We start from the raw sequence: 18,717 nt of genomic DNA, 5'->3' as shown, positions 1-18,717 counted from the left end.
CCCGTGCGGGTGTTCGGGCAGAGAGCTGGGACGATGACCGAGGACGCCAGACCCGGGCTGATAAGGGTGGTGTACTTCCAGCAGACGTCCGCGCTGATGATGGGCGCGGGGGTGGTGCTGTCCGAGGGGCTGCTGCTGGTCTTGATCGGTACGGCTCACCGGCTGCAGGTCCTCCTGGTGGGGGCAGCCGCAGTGGCTCTTGTGTCCCTGGTGCTGCTGCCGCTGCGTTTCCGTCTCCCCGCCCGGCTTCGCCGCAGTTACGAGCATGCCGCGTGGATTGACAGCGTCGAGGAACGACCGCACACCGGCCAAGACACGGCGCAGCGGCTGTCGTTGCGGCGCACGGTCGGATTCGCGGGTGGAACAGTCTGCTGGATGATGCTCATCGGCCTGACGTCACACCAGCTGATGCCGCCCCTCATGCTGATTCCGGTGGCCGTGGCCCAGTGGGCACAGTCCCGGGCGACCGCGGCATGGGAGCGGGCGAACGGGGCAGACCTGTGGCGGACCGTGCCCGGGCTGCTGGGCGCCCGAGGCCCGGTGTTTCGCGTGCCGGCAGAGAGCGGCCTCTGAAGCCACGGATCTCAGGGACAAGGCTGCCGGGCCCGCCACCGCTTGAGGAGCGAGGCGGAGCGAGAGGCGGCCACTCCCGCTGTCGGCACGGGATCTGAGCCAGACGGACGAACGCCAGAGGCCCGGACCATGATCGTGGTCCGGGCCTCTGAGCCGGCGGAGGATACGAGATTCGAACTCGTGAGGGGTTGCCCCCAACACGCTTTCCAAATGTTCGTCTGGGGGTTCGGGGACGCTCGGGGGCGTCCTGACCTGCGGCGGAGCGGCTCGCTGGACAGGCGGCGGACAGCGCCGGACGGGGGTGAATGCAACCAAAACTGCAACCAGAGGTCCGTCTGTTCTTCCAGCTCGGAGGGCATTCGCGGCCTGTGGCGGCTCCGACGCGACGAGCCTGGGCCAGCTCGGCTCCTAGCGTCTGCTTCGTTGAGAGCCGATGCGCGGACGTAGCCCATACGGGACCTTGGCCGCACCCTCGCGCTCACTCCATAGCAGCGACCCTGAGCGCATGAGCGTCCAGCCGCTGTCCTCGTAGGGCATGAGCTCGCCAACGCTGAGTTGCCCGAGGAGGTGGGTCAGCTCCTTGGCCATCCGTAGATCATGTTCGCGTTCGCGGGCATCGGCGTTCGCGTACCCGTCGGCGCGAGCGGTGAACTCCTCGTAGGTCAGTTCGCCGAGGCGGCGCCGGTGTGCTATCAGCGCCTCACTCTCGACGTACGCGTCGGAGTACTCCTTACCGAAACGGCGGCCGTACTCACGTACCCGCCGACGCTCCTGCTCAAGCATCTCAGGACTGATCTGCCGCTGGCGGAGAGTGGCGATCTCGTCGGCGCGAGACAGGAGCCAGCTCAGAGGCGATGGGCACAGGAAGATTCCCAACCGGTCGTACCCCCGCCATTGGCAGTGCGTGTATCCGACGGCCTGAGCGACCCACCCGTAGCGCTCACCGGTGCTGGTGTTCGGGGCAAGGTTCTTGAACTCGACGCCGAAGGCCGGATCCGTATCGTGCCAGCCTGCTGGATCGCGGGGTCTCAGCACTGCGTCTATGCGCGTCTCTTCGCCGGTCCAGTAGCGGCCTGGCACCTGCTCCTCTATGTGGAACCACTGGTCCATCTTGCTGAGGACGAACGCCGCGAGAGCCTTCTCATCGGGGAACGTTCCGGGTCCCGGCAGTAACGCTTTTTGTCCGTAGCGCACTTGGCCGACTGTACGGTGCCGCCGGGCCATCCCGTTAGGGGGCGGCCGGGGTGGGCGACGGCCTGGCTTACGGCGCAACCCGCTGGAACAGCTTCCACAACCCGTCCGGCACAAGCCGCTCAAGGATCCCCGCCACAGCCGACAACTTACCGAGCAAACTGGTCTCAGGAGGCTGAGGGGTGCTGTTTGATCAGAGCTCGCGACAGGATGCCAGCGACTTCCTCGGCACCCGTGTCCAGCGCGGCCAGGCTGGTGGACTCATCCGGCTCGGTTCGCAGCGTGAACGAGCGCATGTAAGCGCTGAGTTCTGCACGCGTACGTGACTGATGCGGGTTGAATCTGTCGACTTGGGTCAGCTTGGGGTCTGACACACCGATCGCCACGACGATGCGTTCAGTCTGGATCAGATTAAGTGCGCCGTTGAACCTCAGCAGGGAGGTGACTTGCTGGGGCAGCGCGTCGTGATCGAGGATGGAGCCCATGCTGTCTCGGGGGAGTGTGGCCCGCAGTGAGACCTGGCCCGATTTGTGCAAGCGAACTTCCACCAGTTCCCCAGGCCGAGGGGTATCCCACGTACGGGGTCGGCTGACGGGGGTGCTGACGATTGCATGCTCCTGGGAACTGGACGACATCAGGGCAACGTCGTTCTTGACTGCACCGGTCCGGCGGATCCGGTCCGCCAGCGATGTGCTGACCTCCTCCAGTTCCCTTGCCGAGTAGCCGGCGAACCCCACCGGAAAGACATGTAGTTCCAGCAGAGGGAAGCCGACGCCGCCTTCGACGCCAGCCTCGTCCAGGCTCCAACGCAGTGGAACGGGCTGTGCCAGGGGCGCGAAGGACAGCGGGGACGGGCCTGACTCCAGTTCCTTGACCTTGCGTACCACCTTGGTCATCAGCTCGGCGGTGTCGTGGAACGAGTCACGGAACACGCCAGTGGCGTAAGCCTCCACGGTTCGGGCGAAATCCTGCTGAGTGTCCTCGAACGTGACGCCCAGCTTGCGATAGACCCAGCGCGGCTTGCCCGCTGTTTTGGCGGCGACCCACTCATCGTGTGTTGCCGACTGCCCTGTCTCGGGGAATACGTGACCGTAGGACGGTCCGAGTAGGAAGACGCAGACATCCGCAGAGTCGAGAGCTGCCAGACACGCCTGTCGGCTGGGCGTGGTCTGCGCGGAGAAGTCCTCGAACAGGACCGGGGTGTGCCCCAGCGCGCGAATGAGGCCAGGCAGCGCGTCGCGCTCCTCTTCCAGTCCCTTGCGGACGCTGCTGATGAAGATTCTCACGCTACGGTGTCTCCACTACTGAGGGGTTCGTCGAAGCGAACCGGATGACCGGCGAGTGCTTGGGATGCGGGGGTGCTTCATGGCTGCAGTCTCGGAAGAGGCGATACGCGCCTACTGGAAGGAGCACCGGGAGCAGCTACGACAGTGTGAGACCCAACGCTCGGCACTGACCAACCTCCTGCTCGTCATCACGGCTGCCTTGAGTGCTCTCATTGTCCAGCAGAAGTTCTCGACGTACGTCATGCCTCTGTGTCTCTTCGTGGCGATGACCGGTGGGTATGGGGCGGTGGCAGTCTCCAAGTACTTCGAACGGGCCTCCTACCACCTCTCTCAGGCGCGGGCCTTGACGAAGGACCTGGTGGAGCTGGGTGTGCTGGGCTCCGACGAAGGACTGGTACGTGCGAGAGCCGATCATTACCGTCGTTTTCCTCGGCTGCATCGCATTCGCCTTCATCGCCTGTGGGTGATTCTGCACCTTGCCATCGCCCTGTACGGACTGTGCCTCTTCAGCGTGTGTGTGGCCGTGGCCTGATGTTCGTCCGGAGGGCTGTCGGCTGAGCCTCGCCTGCACATGATGCCGCCGACCGCACCGCCGCCAGAGACCAAAGCCGGGCATCTCCTCGCCGTCAGCGGACATGAGGGCCAGTGGAGATTCCGAGGGGTGCGCTCTGGCCCGCGGCCTCTGCGGCATGCGCGATCCAGGTGGCAGGCCCGTCCAGACGGGATTCGCATACGGGTGCGGTAGGAGTGCGACAAAATAGACTGCGTCACCTTCAACCTGCAAGGGAACGCTGCATGACCTCGAACTCGACGCCCCGACACCAGGGGCGCCTCGAACTCACCTGGACCGACAAAGACAAGACGCTGCTGTCGACCGGAGACGGCAGGTACGACTACACGTTCGTCGACCCGTCGGACTACCGGGTCTCCGAGGTCCGGCTCCTCCACGAGGTTGATCGAGTCGAGGCACCGACACCCGAAGGCCGTCCGGCAGACCTGCCGGCGCCGACCCACGACAACCTCCTCATCACCGGCGATGCGATGCACGTACTGGACGCGCTCGCCAAGATTCCGGCCTATGCCGAGAAGTACCTGGGTCGGGTGAAATTGGTCTATATCGACCCGCCCTTCAATACGGGTCAGGCATTCACCAATTACGAAGACAACATCGCGCACTCGATCTGGCTCACCCTCCTGCGGGACCGGATCCGCCAGATCAGGCCGCTGCTCGCGGACGACGGAACCGTGTGGGTGCACCTCGATCACATGGAGTCGCATAGGTGCCGCGTTGTCCTCGACGAGGAGCTGGGGGAGAGTAACTTCGTCGCAGAGGTCGCCTGGCAAAAGGCGGACTCGCCCCGAAACGACACCAGGCTGCTTTCGACGTCTCAGGACACGATCCTGGTCTACCGGAAGTCCGAGTCCTGGTCCCCGAACAGAATGCCCAGGCTCGCCGCCTCGAACACGAGCCGCTACCAGTCACGTGACGGGGACCCCGTGCCCTGGCGTGACGGAGATGCGACTGCGGGCAAGGCGGCAACGAACCATCCGATGGTCTACGCGATCCAGCACCCTGTCACCGGGGGCCTGATGTATCCGACTGCTGGCCGCTGCTGGGGGAAGGCGCAGTCGTGGATGCTGAAGCAGATGTCGGAATATGCGCCGTACGAGTTGCGTGACATCGGCGACCAAGAGGAGCGCGCACGCATCTGCGGGACAACCGCGGACAAGGTCAAGGCCGGCGTTCCAGCGATCATGCTGTCGGTGCCCGTCGAAGAGGCCGCCAAAATCGCCCGCGCCCGCTACGACGCGGGGCACTGGCCCGACATCGTGATGCTCGGCCTCCGGGAGCGCATCCAGCGCAAGAAGCATCTGGAGGACAACGGTCGCGTTCCCGAGACGCTCTGGCTGGGAAGCGAAGTCGGAGGAAACCTTCGAGGCAAGATTGAAATCAAGAATCTGTTCCCTGACGAGCATCCGTTCGCGACGCCGAAACCGGAGGCTCTGATGGCCCGCATCATCCACATCGCCTCCAATCCCGGCGACATCGTCCTGGACTGTTTCGCCGGGTCAGGCACTACCGCGGCCGTCGCCCACAAGATGGGCCGGCGATGGGTGACCAGCGAACTGCTGCCCGAGACCGTGGCCCGATACACGCTGCCCCGGCTTGCCAAGGTCGTCAACGGCCAGGATCCTGGGGGCATCACCACCGTTACCGAGCGAGTCTCGGCGGTTGACGATGACGAAGACCGCGAGGGCGGCCTTCCTGATGGAATGACGCCGGACGAGGCGCACGAGTTCAACCGGCTGCTCACCAAGGTCACCAAGGCCGTCGGGTCCGAACTCGATGCCAGCACCGTCAAGGCACTCAAGGCAGCCACCAAGACCAAGAACGTCAAGAACGTCAACTGGCACGGTGGGGGGAGTTTCACTCATCTCCAGGTCGGCGAGTCCATGTTCGTCGAGATGAGTGGCATGGTCCTGCTGGCCGATTGGGCCGTCCAAGGCGCACTGGCCGAGGCGATGTGCGCCCAGCTGTCCGTCCCTTACAAGCCCGACGGCATCTTCGCAGCCAAGCAGGGCCGTTCCCGTTACGTCGTCATCGACGGCATGGTCGGCACGGGCACCGTCGCGTCCATCGTCGACAGGCTCGCAGAGGACGAGGTCGTGGAAGTGTGGGCCACCCAAATCCAGGACGGTGCCGCCGAGGCACTGAAGCAGGCCCGCCGCGGATCCCGGCTCGAACTCATTCCTGACAAGGTTCTCGACAACTACCGGCGCAAGTCAGCCCGCAAGTCTCCGTTCGGCGCAGGTCGTTCCGCGGTCCCATCACCTCGGGCCACCGAGGAACCGGCTGAGACCACCACCGTTGCCGCCGTTACCGAAGGGGAGACCGCCTGATGGGCGAGTTGCAGTTCCAGCCCGACCTCCTGGCCGAGGTCGCCCACCGTCTCGACCTGCGTGAGCCGAACCGCAAGGCCATCGAGTCGGTGATTCTCCGCACGTCCGACCACTACGACGTGCAGGAGGAGACTGAGCCGTACGAGTGCATCGTGGACTCGGCCACCGGCGTGGGAAAGACCTACGTCATGGCCGGACTGATGGAGTACCTGGCCGGAGCTGCGACCCCGGTCCGCAACTTCCTGCTGTTGGCGCCCGGACGGACAATCCGGGACAAGTCGATCCTCAACTTCACCGCTGGCAACCCGAAGTCGCTGCGGCACATGCTGCGATCCGCCCCGTACGTCATCACGGCCGACAACTTCAACGCGCAGTCCACCCGAGTCGCGATCGATGATCCGACGGTCACGAAGCTGTACGTTTTTACGGTTCAGGCCCTGACGTCAGCTACAGGCGAGGGGCGTGCTACGCACGTGCCCCTGGAAAACTTGGGCATGTCCTTCTTCGACCACCTCGCGCGGCTCGATGACCTCGTCATTCTGGCGGACGAGCACCACTGCTACCGAGGACCGGCGTTCTCTCGAACCATCCGGGACTTGAAGCCCGAGCTCGTAGTCGGTATGACTGCCACGCCCGTAAGAGCGGATGAGTCCCTCGTTGCATTCCGTTACCCGCTGGCCGCCGCTATCGCGGACAAGCTCGTGAAGACCCCCGTGATGGTGGCTCGCCGTGACGACCGCTCTGACGTCGAGACGAAGCTGCTCGACGGCGTCAATCTGCTGCGTTACAAGGGCCAAGCCGTCGACGCCTATTGTGACGAGAATGGTCTGCCCCGGGTGAACCCAGTAATGCTGGTCATCGCCCGGAACATTGAGGAGGCCGAAGAATTCCAGGCCGTCCTCGACTCGGGCAGCTTCGACGGTGGTGCGTGGGTTGGAAAGACGCTCCTGATTCACTCGAAGTTGACCGGCGATGCAAAAGAGAAGGCTCTGGCCGATCTCCAAGCCGTCGAGAACCCTGACTCGCCGGTCCGCATCATCATCAGCGTCGGAATGCTGAAGGAAGGCTGGGACGTCAAGAGCGTCTACGTGATCGCCTCCATGCGGGCATCGGTCTCGGAAGTCATGACCGAACAGACCCTCGGCCGCGGTATGCGGCTTCCGTTCAGCAAGTACACGGATGTCGAGATCCTCGACACGCTCGAAATCCTGGCCCACGAGAAGTACAGCGAGCTACTGGAGAAGCGGAAGGTCCTCAACGAGGCTTTCATCGACTACGCCACATACGCAGAAGTACGGCGACTGGCCGATGGCAGCTCCGTGGTCCGCCAGAAGACGGTCGAGAGTGACGGGGAGGTCATCGGCCTTCCCGGAGGTGGTCGACCTCAGACCGGCGACACCAGCCAGGCTGAGGGAGGCAACATCAGCCAAAGCGGTGCGCCGGCTACTGGGCAGGGATCGACCTCGGGAATCACTCCAGGCGTCCCCGCGGCGGCTTCCCCCGATGGGCGCGGGGTTGTGGACGTGGAAACCCGTACGCGCGAGGCAGCGGAGGCTGCCAAGAAGACCTCCACGGTGGTCCACTACGACCCGCTGCCTGATCGAGAACCTATCCTGATCCCTAAGCTGATCTCAGTGCCGCAGTTCGTCCAGGTCAGCCTTAACGACATCGTCGACTACGGCCCGTTTGAGCGGCTCGGCCGCACCCTCACCGCCGACTATTCCGATGAGTTGAAGCGGACGAAGATCGTCGCCAGTCACGACGGCCGCAAGGCCACGACGGCGACCGAGACGGCCAACGACAAAATAGTCTCCGCGTTGCCGCTCGACATCCCTCTTTCGGTTACGCGGGAGGCCCTCGTCCGCCGAGTCATGTCCGTTAAGGGCGTGCCGAACCGTGCATTGGAGCTTGGAGCCGCCCAGCGGATCGTCGACCGCCTCATTGAGGCGATGGGGGAAAAGGCAGCCGACCATCTCTCCGCCTTCGTCGACCGGTGTGGCCAGCGTCTCGCCACCGAGGTGGCCAAAACCCTCCGAGACGTAACCCAGGCCCAGGTCACCTATGACGACGACGTGCAGCTCGTCGCACTCACCAAGACTCGCGAGACGCGTAAGCGCCAGGTGGCCGGCCACGCCGATGGTTCCTTCGACAAGGCGATCGCCTTCAATGGCTGGAGCAAGAACCTCTACAGCCACGCCTGGTTTGACACCTCGCCGGAGTTCAAGGCAGCCAACGCTATCGACAGCGGCAAGAACGTGGTCGTGTGGGCGCGTCTGCACATCAACGATGTGCCCATCAAATGGACCTCGGAGGGGCGAGAGTACAACCCTGACTTCGTCGTCATCGAAAAGGTGGACGGGCAGCGCATCGGCTGGCTGGTTGAGACGAAGGCAGACAAGGACATGACCTCTGCCGAGGTGGTTGCCAAGCGCAAGGCAGCCCGGAGGTGGGCCAACACCGCGAACTCCTCACCAGACGTCGACATCACCTGGAAGTACCTCCTTGTGGGCGAGCAGGACGTCGAGGACGCGCAAGGGTCCTGGGAGTTCCTGAAGGGCTTCGGCCAGTAGGTTGAACGCCGTGAAGCCGGGCGATGGACACTCGTCGCCCGGCTTCGTAATGCCACAGCTCGCTACTACACGTAGCCATCCCCGTACTTTCCGGGATTCCTGGCCCTATCCACAGCCTGTGCACGAGCATCGGCGAACGCTGTGGTCACAGCCTCGCGGTCCGTGCCGCGGACCTGGGCCTCGACCTCCTGGCCAGGTCGGCGGGTGGTGTGCCAGCGCACCGGTAGATCCGTGTAGAGATCGGTTTCGAACTCCCAGGCTGGCGTGGACCATTGCTCGTCGCGGCCGGTGTTGAGCCGTTCGCCGCCGGGCAGGAACATGGCGTAGGCATGGTGGACAACCCGGCGGTCCGGCATGCGGTCGCGGATAGCTTGCACGCCGCCAGGGCCCTCGTGCTCCCACTGCGGCCGGTCCCACTTCTCCACATGCGCAGGCTTGCCAGGGTGATCGGCGCCCCACTGGGAGACCACGGCCTGGGCATGCTCGTTGTGCAGGAACGGAACATACCGCTCGCCGAGACAGGCCACGTACACATCCGGCCCTGCTGGTACGGGGCCCTGACTCAAACCCGGCACGGGACCTCCAGGTGTCGACGGGAACTGGTGCGGTGTTGAGCCCCAGATCAGGGCGCCGACCTTCGCTGCCGTCTGCTGGAGCACCTGGCCGGTGAGGTGCTGGTAGCGGCGTCGCATCCGGGCGGACTTGCCGGGCTCCCAGCCCATGATCCTGTCGACGACCGCTTCGGGGACGCCGAGGATGAGAAGCACCGTGGCGGCGGTGTGACGGGCGTCGTGGAGGCGCCCGTCGCGGACGTTCGCCGCCTTCAACAGGTCCTTCCACCTGTGGAAGTCCGTGTTGGGGTTGAGCGGCTCGCCGATCGGCGAGGTGAACACGTACCCCTTCCCCTCCCACAGGTCACGGGCGAGCATCCGCTCGCGGTCCTGTTCCTCCTTGTGCCGACGCAGCAGCTTCAGCAGCTCCTCGGGCATGCCGATCGGACGCTTGCCGGCACGGGTCTTGGTGTCCTTCGTTTCACGCCGGATATTGATCTTCTGCGGGCAGTAGCCGGGCTTGCTCCGTCCGCACTTGTCGCCGCAGCCGTGCTTGTAGCGGGGCCGCAGGCGCCCTCGGCGTACGAGGATCACACCGTTCTCGAAGTCGACGTCCTCCCACTTCAGGCCAAGAACCTCGCCCTGGCGCAGGCCGAGCGCGAGAGCGATGACCCAGCGGGCGGTGTTGCGGTGCTTGCCCGCCTCGAGAAGGAGGCGCTGGACCTCCTCGACCGTGTACGGCTCGACCTCCTCCTCTTCGACCTTGGGGGCCTTGGCGATGGAGGCCGGGTTGATGGTGAGGTGGCGCCGGCGCACGGCTTCGTTGAGCGCGGTGCGGACCGTGCGGTGCGCCTGGTGGGCGGTGCCGGCGGCACTACCGTTCGCCTGCATCTTCCGGTAGAAGCGCTCCAGGTGCTCCGGCTCCAGCTTCTCCAGGCGGTGGGCGCCCAGACCGGGGATGAGGTGGTGGTAGACCGCCACACGGTATCCATCGATGGTGTTCTCGCTGACGCTGGGCGCGGCGATGTTCTCGACCCAGTGGGTCAGCCAGGTCGCAACCGTCCAGGTCTGACCGGCCTTGCGGACGCCAGTGGAGTCGCGCTGCTTCTCCAACTCGCGCACGAGTTTGGTGACCTCGGGACGAGTCTTGCGACTGACATGGCGGCGGTCCGGAGTGCCGTCGTCCTTGACGCCGACGGTGACATAGCCGTGCCAGCGGCCGTCCTTCCCGAGGAAGATCGAGGAGGCGCCGTTGGGCTGGCGGGATGTGCTGGGCTTCTTGGGCTTTGCCATGCGCGCCCGCCTCAGGCCGCGGTGTCGAAGTCCGTGGCCCGGTAGCGGCGGGCTAGGAATTCGCCGAGTGCCTCGGCGGGTATGCGGCGTAGGCTGCCGATCTTGGCGGAGCGTATCTCTCCGGAGGAGACGTACTCGTACATCTTCGTCCGGCCGATGCCGAGGCGGCGGGCGGCTTCCTCGACGGGGAGCCCGACGAGGGTGGGGTCGCCGGGTTCGTCACCTCTCTCGGCCATCAGGGCGCGCAGGGCGTCCTCGGGGACGCCGAGCAGCTGGGCGATCTGGGTGACGGGCAGGGGGAACTGAGGCAAGAGGGCTCCTCACCCCGGTCGCGTTACGGAGCGCCAACTCCGAGCGGACCGGTCGTGGTGGTGGGTGGTTGGGCGGTTGCGCAGAGGCGCGTGAGGATGTGCCGCATGTGAGGGCGCTGGGTGTTCGCAGCACCGAGGCGCCAGCGGCAGGCGGCTATTCGTCAGCCGTGTTGGGGTCTTTGGCCGCCGGGAAGTAGTAGCCGAGCCAGCGGATCAGTCAGCCGCGGACGCAGCCATGCCGCTGGGGCGCTACGGATTCCGGGCCGGGCGCTCTTCGTGCATGCGGATGATCTCGGCGAGGTGATCATCCGAGAAGCGGTAGGCGCGGCCGACGCGGGTGAACGGGATGAGCCGTCGGCGGGCGCAATCCTTCACCCACCAGGCGGAGCAGCCGAGGACGGCGGCGACTTCCTCGGGGAGGTCGAGGCGCGGGAAGGCGGACCTGGCGTGCGGAGTCGCTGCGGAGGCAGGGGGTATCGCGGGTTGGGGCAAGGGGTGAGTCCTCTTCTGGCAGACGTGTGGTGCGGCAACACCGGCCTGCCGGTTGATCGCTAGGGATGAGGGTGAGATGCCCGAACTGGGGGTTTGCGGGTCCAGGACGGGAGTAAGAGCCGGCGGCTACACCTCGTCTGCGACATCGGCATCGCGATGCTCGCCGGGCTGCTGTCCGTACGTCTCCAACAGATGCTTGGTGGACGCCTCGGCCATGGCGTTGGAAACCATCACGTCTGCCTCCTCACGGATATCCGGGTGCTCGGCGAGATACGCGTCGAGGGCATCGCGCGCCTTGGTGTAGGCCGCATTGGCCCGCTGGGTCTCGCGGAACGAGTCCACGACGGCGTCGATGAGTTCCATGGCGCGGGCCTGGGCGGCGAGCTGCGGGGGTCCTACCAGGTTGCGAAGCTCGATGCCGAAGACCTCGGCGAAGCCGATGGCCTCGTCGAGGTTGATGCGGCGTTTGCCGTTCTCGATGCGCCAAACCGCGGACGGGTTCATCTCGAAGCCGGCCTCGTTCAGGCGGTCGGACAGGGCGTTCGTGCTCCAGCCACGCGCCTCGCGCTCCAGCTTGATGCGCACCGCGACGTTGCCCTCGCCGCTGAGCAGCACACCCTTCGGCGGGTCCTCGTCGGCCATGCCCACCTCCTTCCGTTCGTAGCAGTCTCCTGCCGATCGCAGTGACCCCATAACAGTAGCATGCTTTCTGCGCTATGCAGAATACTTCTGCGATATGCAATTCATGTGGCATACTGGTGGTCCCCACCACGCCAACCCGAGGAGTCCGTGCGACCGCACGTCACATGAATGAAGCCCCCGGCGATGCCGGGGGCTCAAGCGCAAACCTCTCAACCGCCATCCCTAGCGATCGACCCGCGGAGTCCGGGATTGCCGTCCCATATGGCCCGCGAGCAGAGGAGCTGATGCCCAGTATGGCCGATCCCCAACCGAATACGCCATCCCGCTTCGGGGAAGGCCCCGCGCCGGCGCTGGACGCGGCGGAGCCTCCGTACAACGTGGACGCCGAGCGCGCGGTCCTCGGCGCCTGCATGCACAACGGTGACATCATCGACGCGGTCCGGCCGGTTCTGGGCGAGGGCGCGTTCTACCGGCCGGCGCACGAGACCATCTGGCGGGCGCTGCTTGCCCAGCACCGTGAGGACAAGCCGACCGACCCGATCGTCCTGACCGAGCTGCTCCAGCAGCAGGGGGACCTGGAGCGCGTCGGTGGCCGTCCGTACCTGCACCAGCTCGCCGACGTGCACTACGGCACGGGCAGCGCGGAGTACCACGCGGAGATCATCCGCGAGAAGGCCAACCTGCGCCGCCTACTCGCCTCCGCGATACGTACCGTCCAGCGCGCCCAGGAGCCGGGCGCCGACCCCGAGGCGATACGCAGCGAGGTCGAAGCGGAGATGCGGGCCGAGCGCGAGCGTGCCCTCGCCTCAGGCCAGGGACGGCTGAACCGCTTCGCCACCGACGGGTGGTCCTTCGTCAAGGAGACCGGCGCGGACGCCGAACCTTTGTGGGGCACCCGTGAGAAGACCGTCTGGGCTCCTGGCGAGAGCCTGATGATCGTCGGCGCACCCGGGGTCGGCAAGACCACCCTGGCCCACCAGGTGGTCTTCGCCCGCCTCGGGCTGCAGGAGACCGTCCTGGAGATGCCGGTCGCCCCCAGCAGGCGGGTGCTCTACCTGGCCATGGACCGGCCCAGGCAGATCGCCAGGGCCATGGACCGCCGCGTCTTCCCCACCGACGAGAAGATCCTGCGCGAGCGGCTCGTGGTCTGGGAGGGCCCGCTGCCCGCCACCCTCGACAAGGAGCCCGACCTCCTCGCCGACCTCGCCGCCGCCCATCGCGCCGACACTATCGTGATCGACAGCCTCAAGGACGCGGTCAGCACGATGGTCGACGACAGCCTCGCGGTCGCCTTCCACAACGCCCGCATGCGCGCCCTGCGAGGCGGCGTGGAGATCCTGGAGCTGCACCACCAGCGCAAGGCCACCGCCGACGCCCCGCGCGGCCAGCGCCCCGCCCTGGACCAGGTCTACGGCTCCACCTGGATCACCGCCGGTGCGGGCAGCGTCCTCTTCATCACCGGCCGGGCAGGCGACCCCGCAGTCACACTGCACCACCTCAAGACCCCCACCGGGGAGATCGGCCCGCTCGACGTCACTCACGACCACGTGCGCGGCACCACCACGGTCGACCCCAGCAAGGACCCCGCCGTCCTGCTGCGCAACTCCCCCAACGGGCTGACCGCCCGCGACCTGGCGATCGTCCTGATCGGCGGCGGCGACCCCGAACGCGCCGACGTAGAGAAGGCACGGCGCCACCTGGCTCGCCTCGTCGACAGCGGCCTGGCCACCAGGGCCGACGGCGTCGCCGGAGGAGCCGGAGGCGGACAGCAGACCCGCTACTACGCCTCCGCCCGCCACCTCACCGCCGTCGGCTGACCTGCACCGGTACCGGCGGGAAGCGATCACGCGACCGTACACGCGGCCCTCACGCGCACACGCCCCCGAAAGTCGCTCACGGCGTCCACGTTCACCGCAAAACCGCAGGTAGAGCGATCACGCGAGCGTGCACGGCGTACACGCGCCCAAGCGATCACGCGCGGGGCCCCCTTTAGAAGGGGGCCCGCGTGAACGCCCCCTCCGTGAACGCTCCTCACTCCCCTTCACAAGCCTCACGTCCCCACCCTGGAGCCGCCCTTGCACTCCCCTGCTTCGAGCGCCCCGACAGCCATACGCGGCAGCCGCAGCATCCGCGCCGGCATCGCCCTGCCCCTGCTCGCCCCGGCCACCAAGCTCTCGCATCCGCTGGGGGTCGTCGCGTGAACCGCAACGGACGCATCACCCTCGTTATCGGCCTGGTGGCCGTCGTCCTCATGGCCTTCCGGGTCTCGTGGAACGCACTGTCCGACGTGGCCCGCGCCATCGGCGCCGACTCCACCGCCGCCCTGCTCTACCCAATCGTTGTCGACGGGCTGATGGCCCTCGCGCTGGTCGCCACGCTCGTGCTGACGGGTACCGACCGGAAGTTCGCGCTGCGGGTCCTGGCGACCTACACGATCGCCAGCCTCCTGCTGAACTACGTGCACGGCCTCATACCGGCCCTGCACACCACGTCGGTCCACTGGGGCCGACTAGCCGACTGGGACCCTGCGAACTGGGCCCTTGTGCTGCTGGCGACCTCGCTCCCAGTCGGGTCGATCTACTTCGGGTCGGACCTCGTGGCGAAGGTGCTGCACCACACCCCCGAGTCGGCCGACTCCGCCGAAGCAGCCTCTGCCAAGTCGGTTAATCCGGTAGCCGACGAGCAGGCCGCACGGTCGACGTCTGACCAGGCCGAACCGGCCACCGAGCAGCCGACCGAGTCGACCCCCGTGAAGGTCGCCGAGGTCCCCGTGACGAGGCCGACCCAGGCCGACGAGTCGGCCCCCGCAGCGAAGTCGAACGGAGCCGCCCCGCGTCGCTCGACCGGTCGGGTCCCCGCCACCGTCAAGTCGACCGCCAACCGCACCCGCACCGACGACGAAATCCTCGACGAGGCCCGAATCCTGACCGCCGACTGGACCGACGACCGGCTGACCGCCGAGCGCCTGCGCAGCGAACTACGGATCGGCCAGAAACGCGCCCGCGCCCTGCGCGACCAGCTGCAGGCCGAGCGCACCAGCCAGGCCGAGCCCACCGCGGACAACGGCTTCGAGGCCGAGCCTCTCGACGGACTCGACGAAGCCGCCGCCCAGCGGCAAAGGGACCTCGACACAGCCCCCGTCGCTACCGCCTGACCCCCGCAAGCGCACCGATCGCCCCACCCTTCCGGCGCACCCCGCGCCCGCGCAGCCAAGCGCGGGACGCGGGGGCCGCGCACAGCGAAGCACCCAGCACCAACACCCCACGGAGACCCGATCCATGCACGACATGCACGACGAACCCCCCACTTCCCAGAAGGAGATGGCCACCGGCCTGAACAGCGCAGCAAGTTGTCCGGTAAGGAGTCCTTACCTGGCCCCCGCCCCGGGGGAGGCGGAGGCATCCGGCGCAGGGGCGCCGGAGTCGGCCGGCCCGGGGGAGCCGACCGGGACGGGGGACAGTGAGCCGTCGTCGAACGTGCCGCAGCAGTCCGCGCCGCGTCGCCGTCTGCGTGACAAGCAGCTGCGCGAGCACCGTGTCCATCCCCGTTACAACGACGACGAGATCGACCTCGTCCAGAAAGCCGCCGCCCTCAGCCGCATGAACCCCGGAGGTTACGTAGCCGAATGCGCGCTCGCCGCCGCCCGCGCCGACGATCCCACCGCAGCCGTCGCCGACTACCGCGCTCTCGTGAAGTCGCTGATGGCCGCCAACGGGCAGCTCGGCAAGGTCGGCAGCAACCTCAACCAGCTCACCCGGCACCTCAACATGGACGGCGCCTGGCCCCACCCCGACACAGTCCAACGGCTCCTGGAGCGCGTCGAGGCAGCCATCGCCGATCTGGACACCGCCGTCGCCCAGATCACAGACGGGCGGTGAGCCATTGATCCCAAAGATCATCCTCGGCAAGGGTCCACAGGCCACGCGCCGCACGATCGGCTACCTCTTCGGCAAGGGCCGGGCCAACGAGCACATCGACCCTCACCTGGTGGCCTCCTGGAACGACTTCGCCCCCGACCCCGGCCGCAGCCCTCACCGCGACCCGAGGGAGGTGGAGGCCCAGCTCGCCGCACAGCTCGACCAGCCCGTGAAGATGCTGGGCGACAAGGCACCCAAGTACACCTTGTGGCACTGCCCCGTACGTGCCGCACCCGAAGACCCGATCCTCACCGACACCCAGTGGGCGGACATCGCCCGCCGCATCGTGGCCGCCGCCGGCATCGCCCCCGAAGGCGACGAGGAAGCCTGCCGCTGGGTGGCCGTACGCCACGCCGACGACCACATCCACATCGCCGCCACCCTCGTCCGCCAGGACGGCCGCCGCCCCCGGCGGGACTACGACATCCGCGCCGTGCAGAGGGAAGCCCGCCAGATCGAAATCGACTACGGGCTGCGGCGGTTGAAGCCGGGCGACGGCACCGCGGCCAAGCGCCCCACCAGCAAGGAGCACTTCAAGGCCAAGCGCCTGGGCCAGGACGCCACCTCCCGCGAGATACTGCGCCTGCGCGTCCGCCGCGCGATGGCAGCCGCCTCCACCGAGGCCGAGTTCTTCGCCCTGCTGGAGGCGACCGGCGTGACCGTGCGCCTCAAGCTCGGGCCGTCCGGCGACGCGCTCGGCTGCAACTTCGCCCTGCCCGGCGACACCAACGACAAGGGCGAGCCCGTGTTCTACGCGGGCTCAACCCTCGCCGGCGACCTCTCCCTGCCCAAGATCCGCCAACGCCTCGTCACCACCAGCCCCGAGCCCGTGGCCGTCCGGCCGGGCAACCCCTGTCACCAGGCCACCGCCGCCACCGAACGCATCCCCCACCACCTGGCCCGCAGCGACGACGCAGTGGCCCAGGGCCAGCTGGCCGCGCTCGGCGGAGCACTCGACCTGCTCCCGCTCACCGCCCCGGCCGCAGCGCGGGCCGAACTCGAACGAGCCGCCGCCGCCTTCGAGCGCGCCACCCGCTCCCGCATCGCCGCCGACCATGCCAGCGCCCGCGTCCTGCGTCGCAGCGTCCAGGCGATCTTGAAGGACCCCGCGCGGCATGGGGACGGGGCCGGGCTGGCGATGCTGCTGGACGTCGCGCTCACCGCGGTCGCCTACGCGATGCACTGGCACCGCACCCGCCAGCACGCCCAGCAGCAGGCGGCAGCCGAACAGACCCTCATCCACCTGCAGGCCGCGTACGTGCAGATCACCGGACCGGTTCTGGCCGGCCTCGCCAGCCGGGCACCCAGCCCGCAGACCCAGCGCCGCTACGCCCACCAGCTCCAACAGACGGTCCCCGAGCATGCCGAGCGCATCCTGGCCGACTCCGCCTGGGAGGCCCTTGCCACCGTGCTCGCCGACGCGGAAGCAGCCGGACACAACGCGACCGCGATCCTCGACCAGGCCCTCCGCCAGCGCACGCTCGACGACGCCCACAGCCCCGCACGAGCACTGACCTGGCGCATCCGCCGCCTCGGCGAGCGACGTGCACCCGGCCCGCGAGCCCAGGCAGCCAACGCGCACCACAGCGCCATGCCCGCCACCGCTCCGCGCCCGCAGGAACCCCCGACCCGGCGGCGCTGATCCCCCCTACGCCCGGCCGCCACATCACCGACACCGATCACACAACACCACACAAGGAACCCCCCCATGCCCCAGCTCTCCGTTCGCCCCAACCTCGTCGTCCTCCTCACCGAAGTGGACAGCACCCGCCCCGATGACCCATCGCTCCTGTATCGCCGCAACGGGACCCCATTCACCACCGCCGAACACGACCTGATTTGCACCGCCACCCCGGCAGAGATAACCGCCGCGAACGCGCAGCGATGGCTTGAGAACGAGTGGGCGTGGGAAACCCACGCGATGCAGAAGGCCCTCGTCGAGCTGTTCATGAAGTACGTCGACCAACTCCCGGACGGCTCATGCAGCAACATCTACGCCACCATGACCGACGAGGACTACGCGGAATACGAGCGCCTGGTCAAGATCGTCGCCGCACGAACCGGCCTCGTATACCGCGCCGAGCACGAAGACAACTGACCGGATGCACACCGACGGCGGCCCACCCAGTGGGCCGCCGGTGCGGCAGGACTGAATCGGTTGCCGATTCACCCCGTAGACCTGATCACTGTGGCCTTGGCGACCGCCTTGCGCATGTGGGCATCAACCAGGGCGGGGCTACCGGAGACCACGACGACCACCGTCCCGGTGCGGACGGCCGTCTGCTTGACGATGCTGCTGCGCCCGCCAGCGGTGAAGGTCAGCAGCTGGCTCCAATGCTCGTCGCCCACCCGTGCGACGAACACCTTCTGAGTCGTGACAGTGACGGGCGTACTACCGGCGAGGACCTGGTAGGTGGGGCAGGAGGTTATCGCCTCGAAGATCCGGTCCACGCTCCGGGAGATGCTGTCGCGTTTGCTCTTCGCCGATTTTGATCCGTCCGTACGCGCCATCGTGGCCCAGCCCTTTCTGCTACAGACGGTGCTGGAGGCGAGGGTGCGTCGACACATTCCGGACTATCTCCTTTTCACCGGGTAGGTGCCGGTGGTGGTCAACGTCAAGCCGTTGCATCGGTTGTCCAAGCCTGAGGTGGCGTTCACCTTCGGCTGGACCCGGAGGGCAGTGGAATCACGGGGATGGAAGTACGAGGTCTGGAGCGAGCCTCCGGCCGCAGAGCTGGAGAACATCCGGTTCCTCGCGGGTTACCGCAGGGATTGGCTGTTCAGCCCAGAGATTCTGGAAGAGCTGCGTGATGCGGATGTCGATGGGCTTGTTCTAGGGCAGGCCATGGAGTGTCTGCCGGATCGTTCTAGCCTCGATCTTTCGTGACGGTCCGTCGGTTTCTTCGGCGGGCCGTTTCGGTTGTTCGAGCTGGTGGTGGTCAGGCTGATGGCCCGACTGTCGCGTCGGGTGGGCGCCGGGTTCCACGGCT

General features: G+C 67.0%; 16 protein-coding genes and 2 pseudogenes. 11 read left to right on the top strand and 7 right to left on the bottom strand.

Annotated elements, in window-relative coordinates; genetic code table 11:
- Positions 1 to 33: 33 nt before the first annotated feature.
- Complete coding sequence (locus ACJ9NR_RS19285; RefSeq protein ID WP_412512717.1) at positions 34 to 573, top strand: hypothetical protein; 540 nt, start codon at positions 34 to 36, stop codon at positions 571 to 573.
- Positions 574 to 981: 408 nt separating this feature from the next.
- Here ACJ9NR_RS19285 and ACJ9NR_RS19280 read toward each other — a convergent pair whose 3' ends face one another.
- Positions 982 to 1,767 (bottom strand): hypothetical protein, encoded by a 786-nt coding sequence (locus ACJ9NR_RS19280; protein ID WP_412512716.1) that lies wholly within the window; start codon positions 1,765 to 1,767, stop codon positions 982 to 984.
- Positions 1,768 to 1,931: 164 nt separating this feature from the next.
- Positions 1,932 to 3,050 carry a DUF4062 domain-containing protein gene (locus ACJ9NR_RS19275; protein ID WP_412512715.1) on the bottom strand — a complete coding sequence of 373 codons (1,119 nt, stop codon included), beginning with the start codon at positions 3,048 to 3,050 and terminating at the stop codon, positions 1,932 to 1,934.
- A gap of 79 nt (positions 3,051 to 3,129) precedes the next feature.
- Here ACJ9NR_RS19275 and ACJ9NR_RS19270 point away from each other — a divergent pair, with 79 nt between their 5' ends.
- The 3 genes from ACJ9NR_RS19270 to ACJ9NR_RS19260 all read left to right on the top strand — a co-directional run bounded on the left by ACJ9NR_RS19270 (position 3,130) and on the right by ACJ9NR_RS19260 (position 8,521).
- Positions 3,130 to 3,582 carry a hypothetical protein gene (locus tag ACJ9NR_RS19270; protein WP_412512714.1) on the top strand — a complete coding sequence of 151 codons (453 nt, stop codon included), beginning with the start codon at positions 3,130 to 3,132 and terminating at the stop codon, positions 3,580 to 3,582.
- Between the two features lie 263 nt (positions 3,583 to 3,845).
- The gene (locus tag ACJ9NR_RS19265) at positions 3,846 to 5,951 is read left to right on the top strand and encodes a site-specific DNA-methyltransferase (RefSeq protein WP_412512713.1); all 2,106 of its coding nucleotides are present in this window, start codon (positions 3,846 to 3,848) and stop codon (positions 5,949 to 5,951) included.
- The gene (locus tag ACJ9NR_RS19260; protein ID WP_412512712.1) at positions 5,951 to 8,521 is read left to right on the top strand and encodes a DEAD/DEAH box helicase family protein; all 2,571 of its coding nucleotides are present in this window, start codon (positions 5,951 to 5,953) and stop codon (positions 8,519 to 8,521) included. The genes ACJ9NR_RS19265 and ACJ9NR_RS19260 overlap by 1 nt, the downstream gene beginning before the upstream one ends.
- Before the next feature lie 617 nt (positions 8,522 to 9,138).
- Here the strand turns inward: ACJ9NR_RS19260 and ACJ9NR_RS19255 are convergent.
- The 4 genes and pseudogenes from ACJ9NR_RS19255 to ACJ9NR_RS19240 all read right to left on the bottom strand — a co-directional run.
- Positions 9,139 to 10,365: pseudogene (locus ACJ9NR_RS19255) on the bottom strand (tyrosine-type recombinase/integrase); the annotation flags it as partial.
- 11 nt (positions 10,366 to 10,376) lie between these two features.
- Positions 10,377 to 10,676 carry a helix-turn-helix domain-containing protein gene (locus ACJ9NR_RS19250; RefSeq protein ID WP_412512710.1) on the bottom strand — a complete coding sequence of 100 codons (300 nt, stop codon included), beginning with the start codon at positions 10,674 to 10,676 and terminating at the stop codon, positions 10,377 to 10,379.
- 258 nt (positions 10,677 to 10,934) lie between these two features.
- Positions 10,935 to 11,168: pseudogene (locus ACJ9NR_RS19245) on the bottom strand (helix-turn-helix domain-containing protein); the annotation flags it as partial.
- A gap of 126 nt (positions 11,169 to 11,294) precedes the next feature.
- Positions 11,295 to 11,810, bottom strand: a complete 516-nt coding sequence (locus ACJ9NR_RS19240) for a helix-turn-helix domain-containing protein (protein WP_412512709.1) — start codon at positions 11,808 to 11,810, stop codon at positions 11,295 to 11,297.
- A 293-nt stretch (positions 11,811 to 12,103) separates the two neighbouring features.
- On the opposite strand from ACJ9NR_RS19240, the gene ACJ9NR_RS19235 reads away from it, so the two are divergent.
- From ACJ9NR_RS19235 to ACJ9NR_RS19210, 6 genes are all read left to right on the top strand, one after another.
- Entirely contained in the window at positions 12,104 to 13,627 is a 1,524-nt protein-coding gene (locus tag ACJ9NR_RS19235) for a DnaB-like helicase N-terminal domain-containing protein (RefSeq protein WP_412512708.1), read from the top strand.
- A gap of 258 nt (positions 13,628 to 13,885) precedes the next feature.
- On the top strand, positions 13,886 to 14,011 hold the full coding sequence (locus ACJ9NR_RS19230; protein WP_412512707.1) for a hypothetical protein: 126 nt from the start codon (positions 13,886 to 13,888) through the stop codon (positions 14,009 to 14,011).
- Entirely contained in the window at positions 14,008 to 14,964 is a 957-nt protein-coding gene (locus ACJ9NR_RS19225; protein WP_412512706.1) for a DUF2637 domain-containing protein, read from the top strand. Before ACJ9NR_RS19230 ends, ACJ9NR_RS19225 begins: the two co-directional genes overlap by 4 nt.
- 322 nt (positions 14,965 to 15,286) lie before the next feature.
- Positions 15,287 to 15,688, top strand: coding sequence for a plasmid mobilization protein (locus tag ACJ9NR_RS19220; RefSeq protein ID WP_412512705.1), 402 nt, complete (start codon positions 15,287 to 15,289; stop codon positions 15,686 to 15,688).
- 4 nt (positions 15,689 to 15,692) lie between these two features.
- Complete coding sequence (locus ACJ9NR_RS19215) at positions 15,693 to 17,369, top strand: mobilization protein (RefSeq protein ID WP_412512704.1); 1,677 nt, start codon at positions 15,693 to 15,695, stop codon at positions 17,367 to 17,369.
- Positions 17,370 to 17,435: 66 nt separating this feature from the next.
- Positions 17,436 to 17,825 carry a hypothetical protein gene (locus tag ACJ9NR_RS19210; RefSeq protein WP_412512703.1) on the top strand — a complete coding sequence of 130 codons (390 nt, stop codon included), beginning with the start codon at positions 17,436 to 17,438 and terminating at the stop codon, positions 17,823 to 17,825.
- Positions 17,826 to 17,893: 68 nt separating this feature from the next.
- Here the strand turns inward: ACJ9NR_RS19210 and ACJ9NR_RS19205 are convergent, their stop codons facing one another.
- Positions 17,894 to 18,178, bottom strand: coding sequence for a hypothetical protein (locus ACJ9NR_RS19205; RefSeq protein ID WP_412512702.1), 285 nt, complete (start codon positions 18,176 to 18,178; stop codon positions 17,894 to 17,896).
- A 154-nt stretch (positions 18,179 to 18,332) separates the two neighbouring features.
- On the opposite strand from ACJ9NR_RS19205, the gene ACJ9NR_RS19200 reads away from it, so the two are divergent.
- A complete protein-coding gene (locus ACJ9NR_RS19200) occupies positions 18,333 to 18,614 on the top strand; it encodes a hypothetical protein (protein WP_412512701.1) in 282 nt (93 codons plus the stop codon).
- Positions 18,615 to 18,717 lie beyond the last annotated feature (103 nt).

The organism is Streptomyces sediminimaris (assembly GCF_047049295.1).
In the GTDB taxonomy this organism is placed as follows: domain Bacteria; phylum Actinomycetota; class Actinomycetes; order Streptomycetales; family Streptomycetaceae; genus Streptomyces; species Streptomyces sediminimaris.
This window is presented reverse-complemented; position numbering and strand designations above follow the sequence as displayed.

Excerpts from the sequence above, each read along its gene's own strand:
- ACJ9NR_RS19285 (WP_412512717.1), top strand. The coding sequence starts at position 34 with ATGACCGAGGACGCCAGACCCGGGCTGATAAGGGTGGTGTACTTCCAG.
- ACJ9NR_RS19270 (WP_412512714.1), top strand. The coding sequence starts at position 3,130 with ATGGCTGCAGTCTCGGAAGAGGCGATACGCGCCTACTGGAAGGAGCAC.
- ACJ9NR_RS19235 (WP_412512708.1), top strand. The coding sequence starts at position 12,104 with ATGGCCGATCCCCAACCGAATACGCCATCCCGCTTCGGGGAAGGCCCC.
- ACJ9NR_RS19260 (WP_412512712.1), top strand. The coding sequence starts at position 5,951 with ATGGGCGAGTTGCAGTTCCAGCCCGACCTCCTGGCCGAGGTCGCCCAC.
- ACJ9NR_RS19265 (WP_412512713.1), top strand. The coding sequence starts at position 3,846 with ATGACCTCGAACTCGACGCCCCGACACCAGGGGCGCCTCGAACTCACC.
- ACJ9NR_RS19210 (WP_412512703.1), top strand. The coding sequence starts at position 17,436 with ATGCCCCAGCTCTCCGTTCGCCCCAACCTCGTCGTCCTCCTCACCGAA.
- ACJ9NR_RS19240 (WP_412512709.1), bottom strand. The coding sequence starts at position 11,810 with ATGGCCGACGAGGACCCGCCGAAGGGTGTGCTGCTCAGCGGCGAGGGC.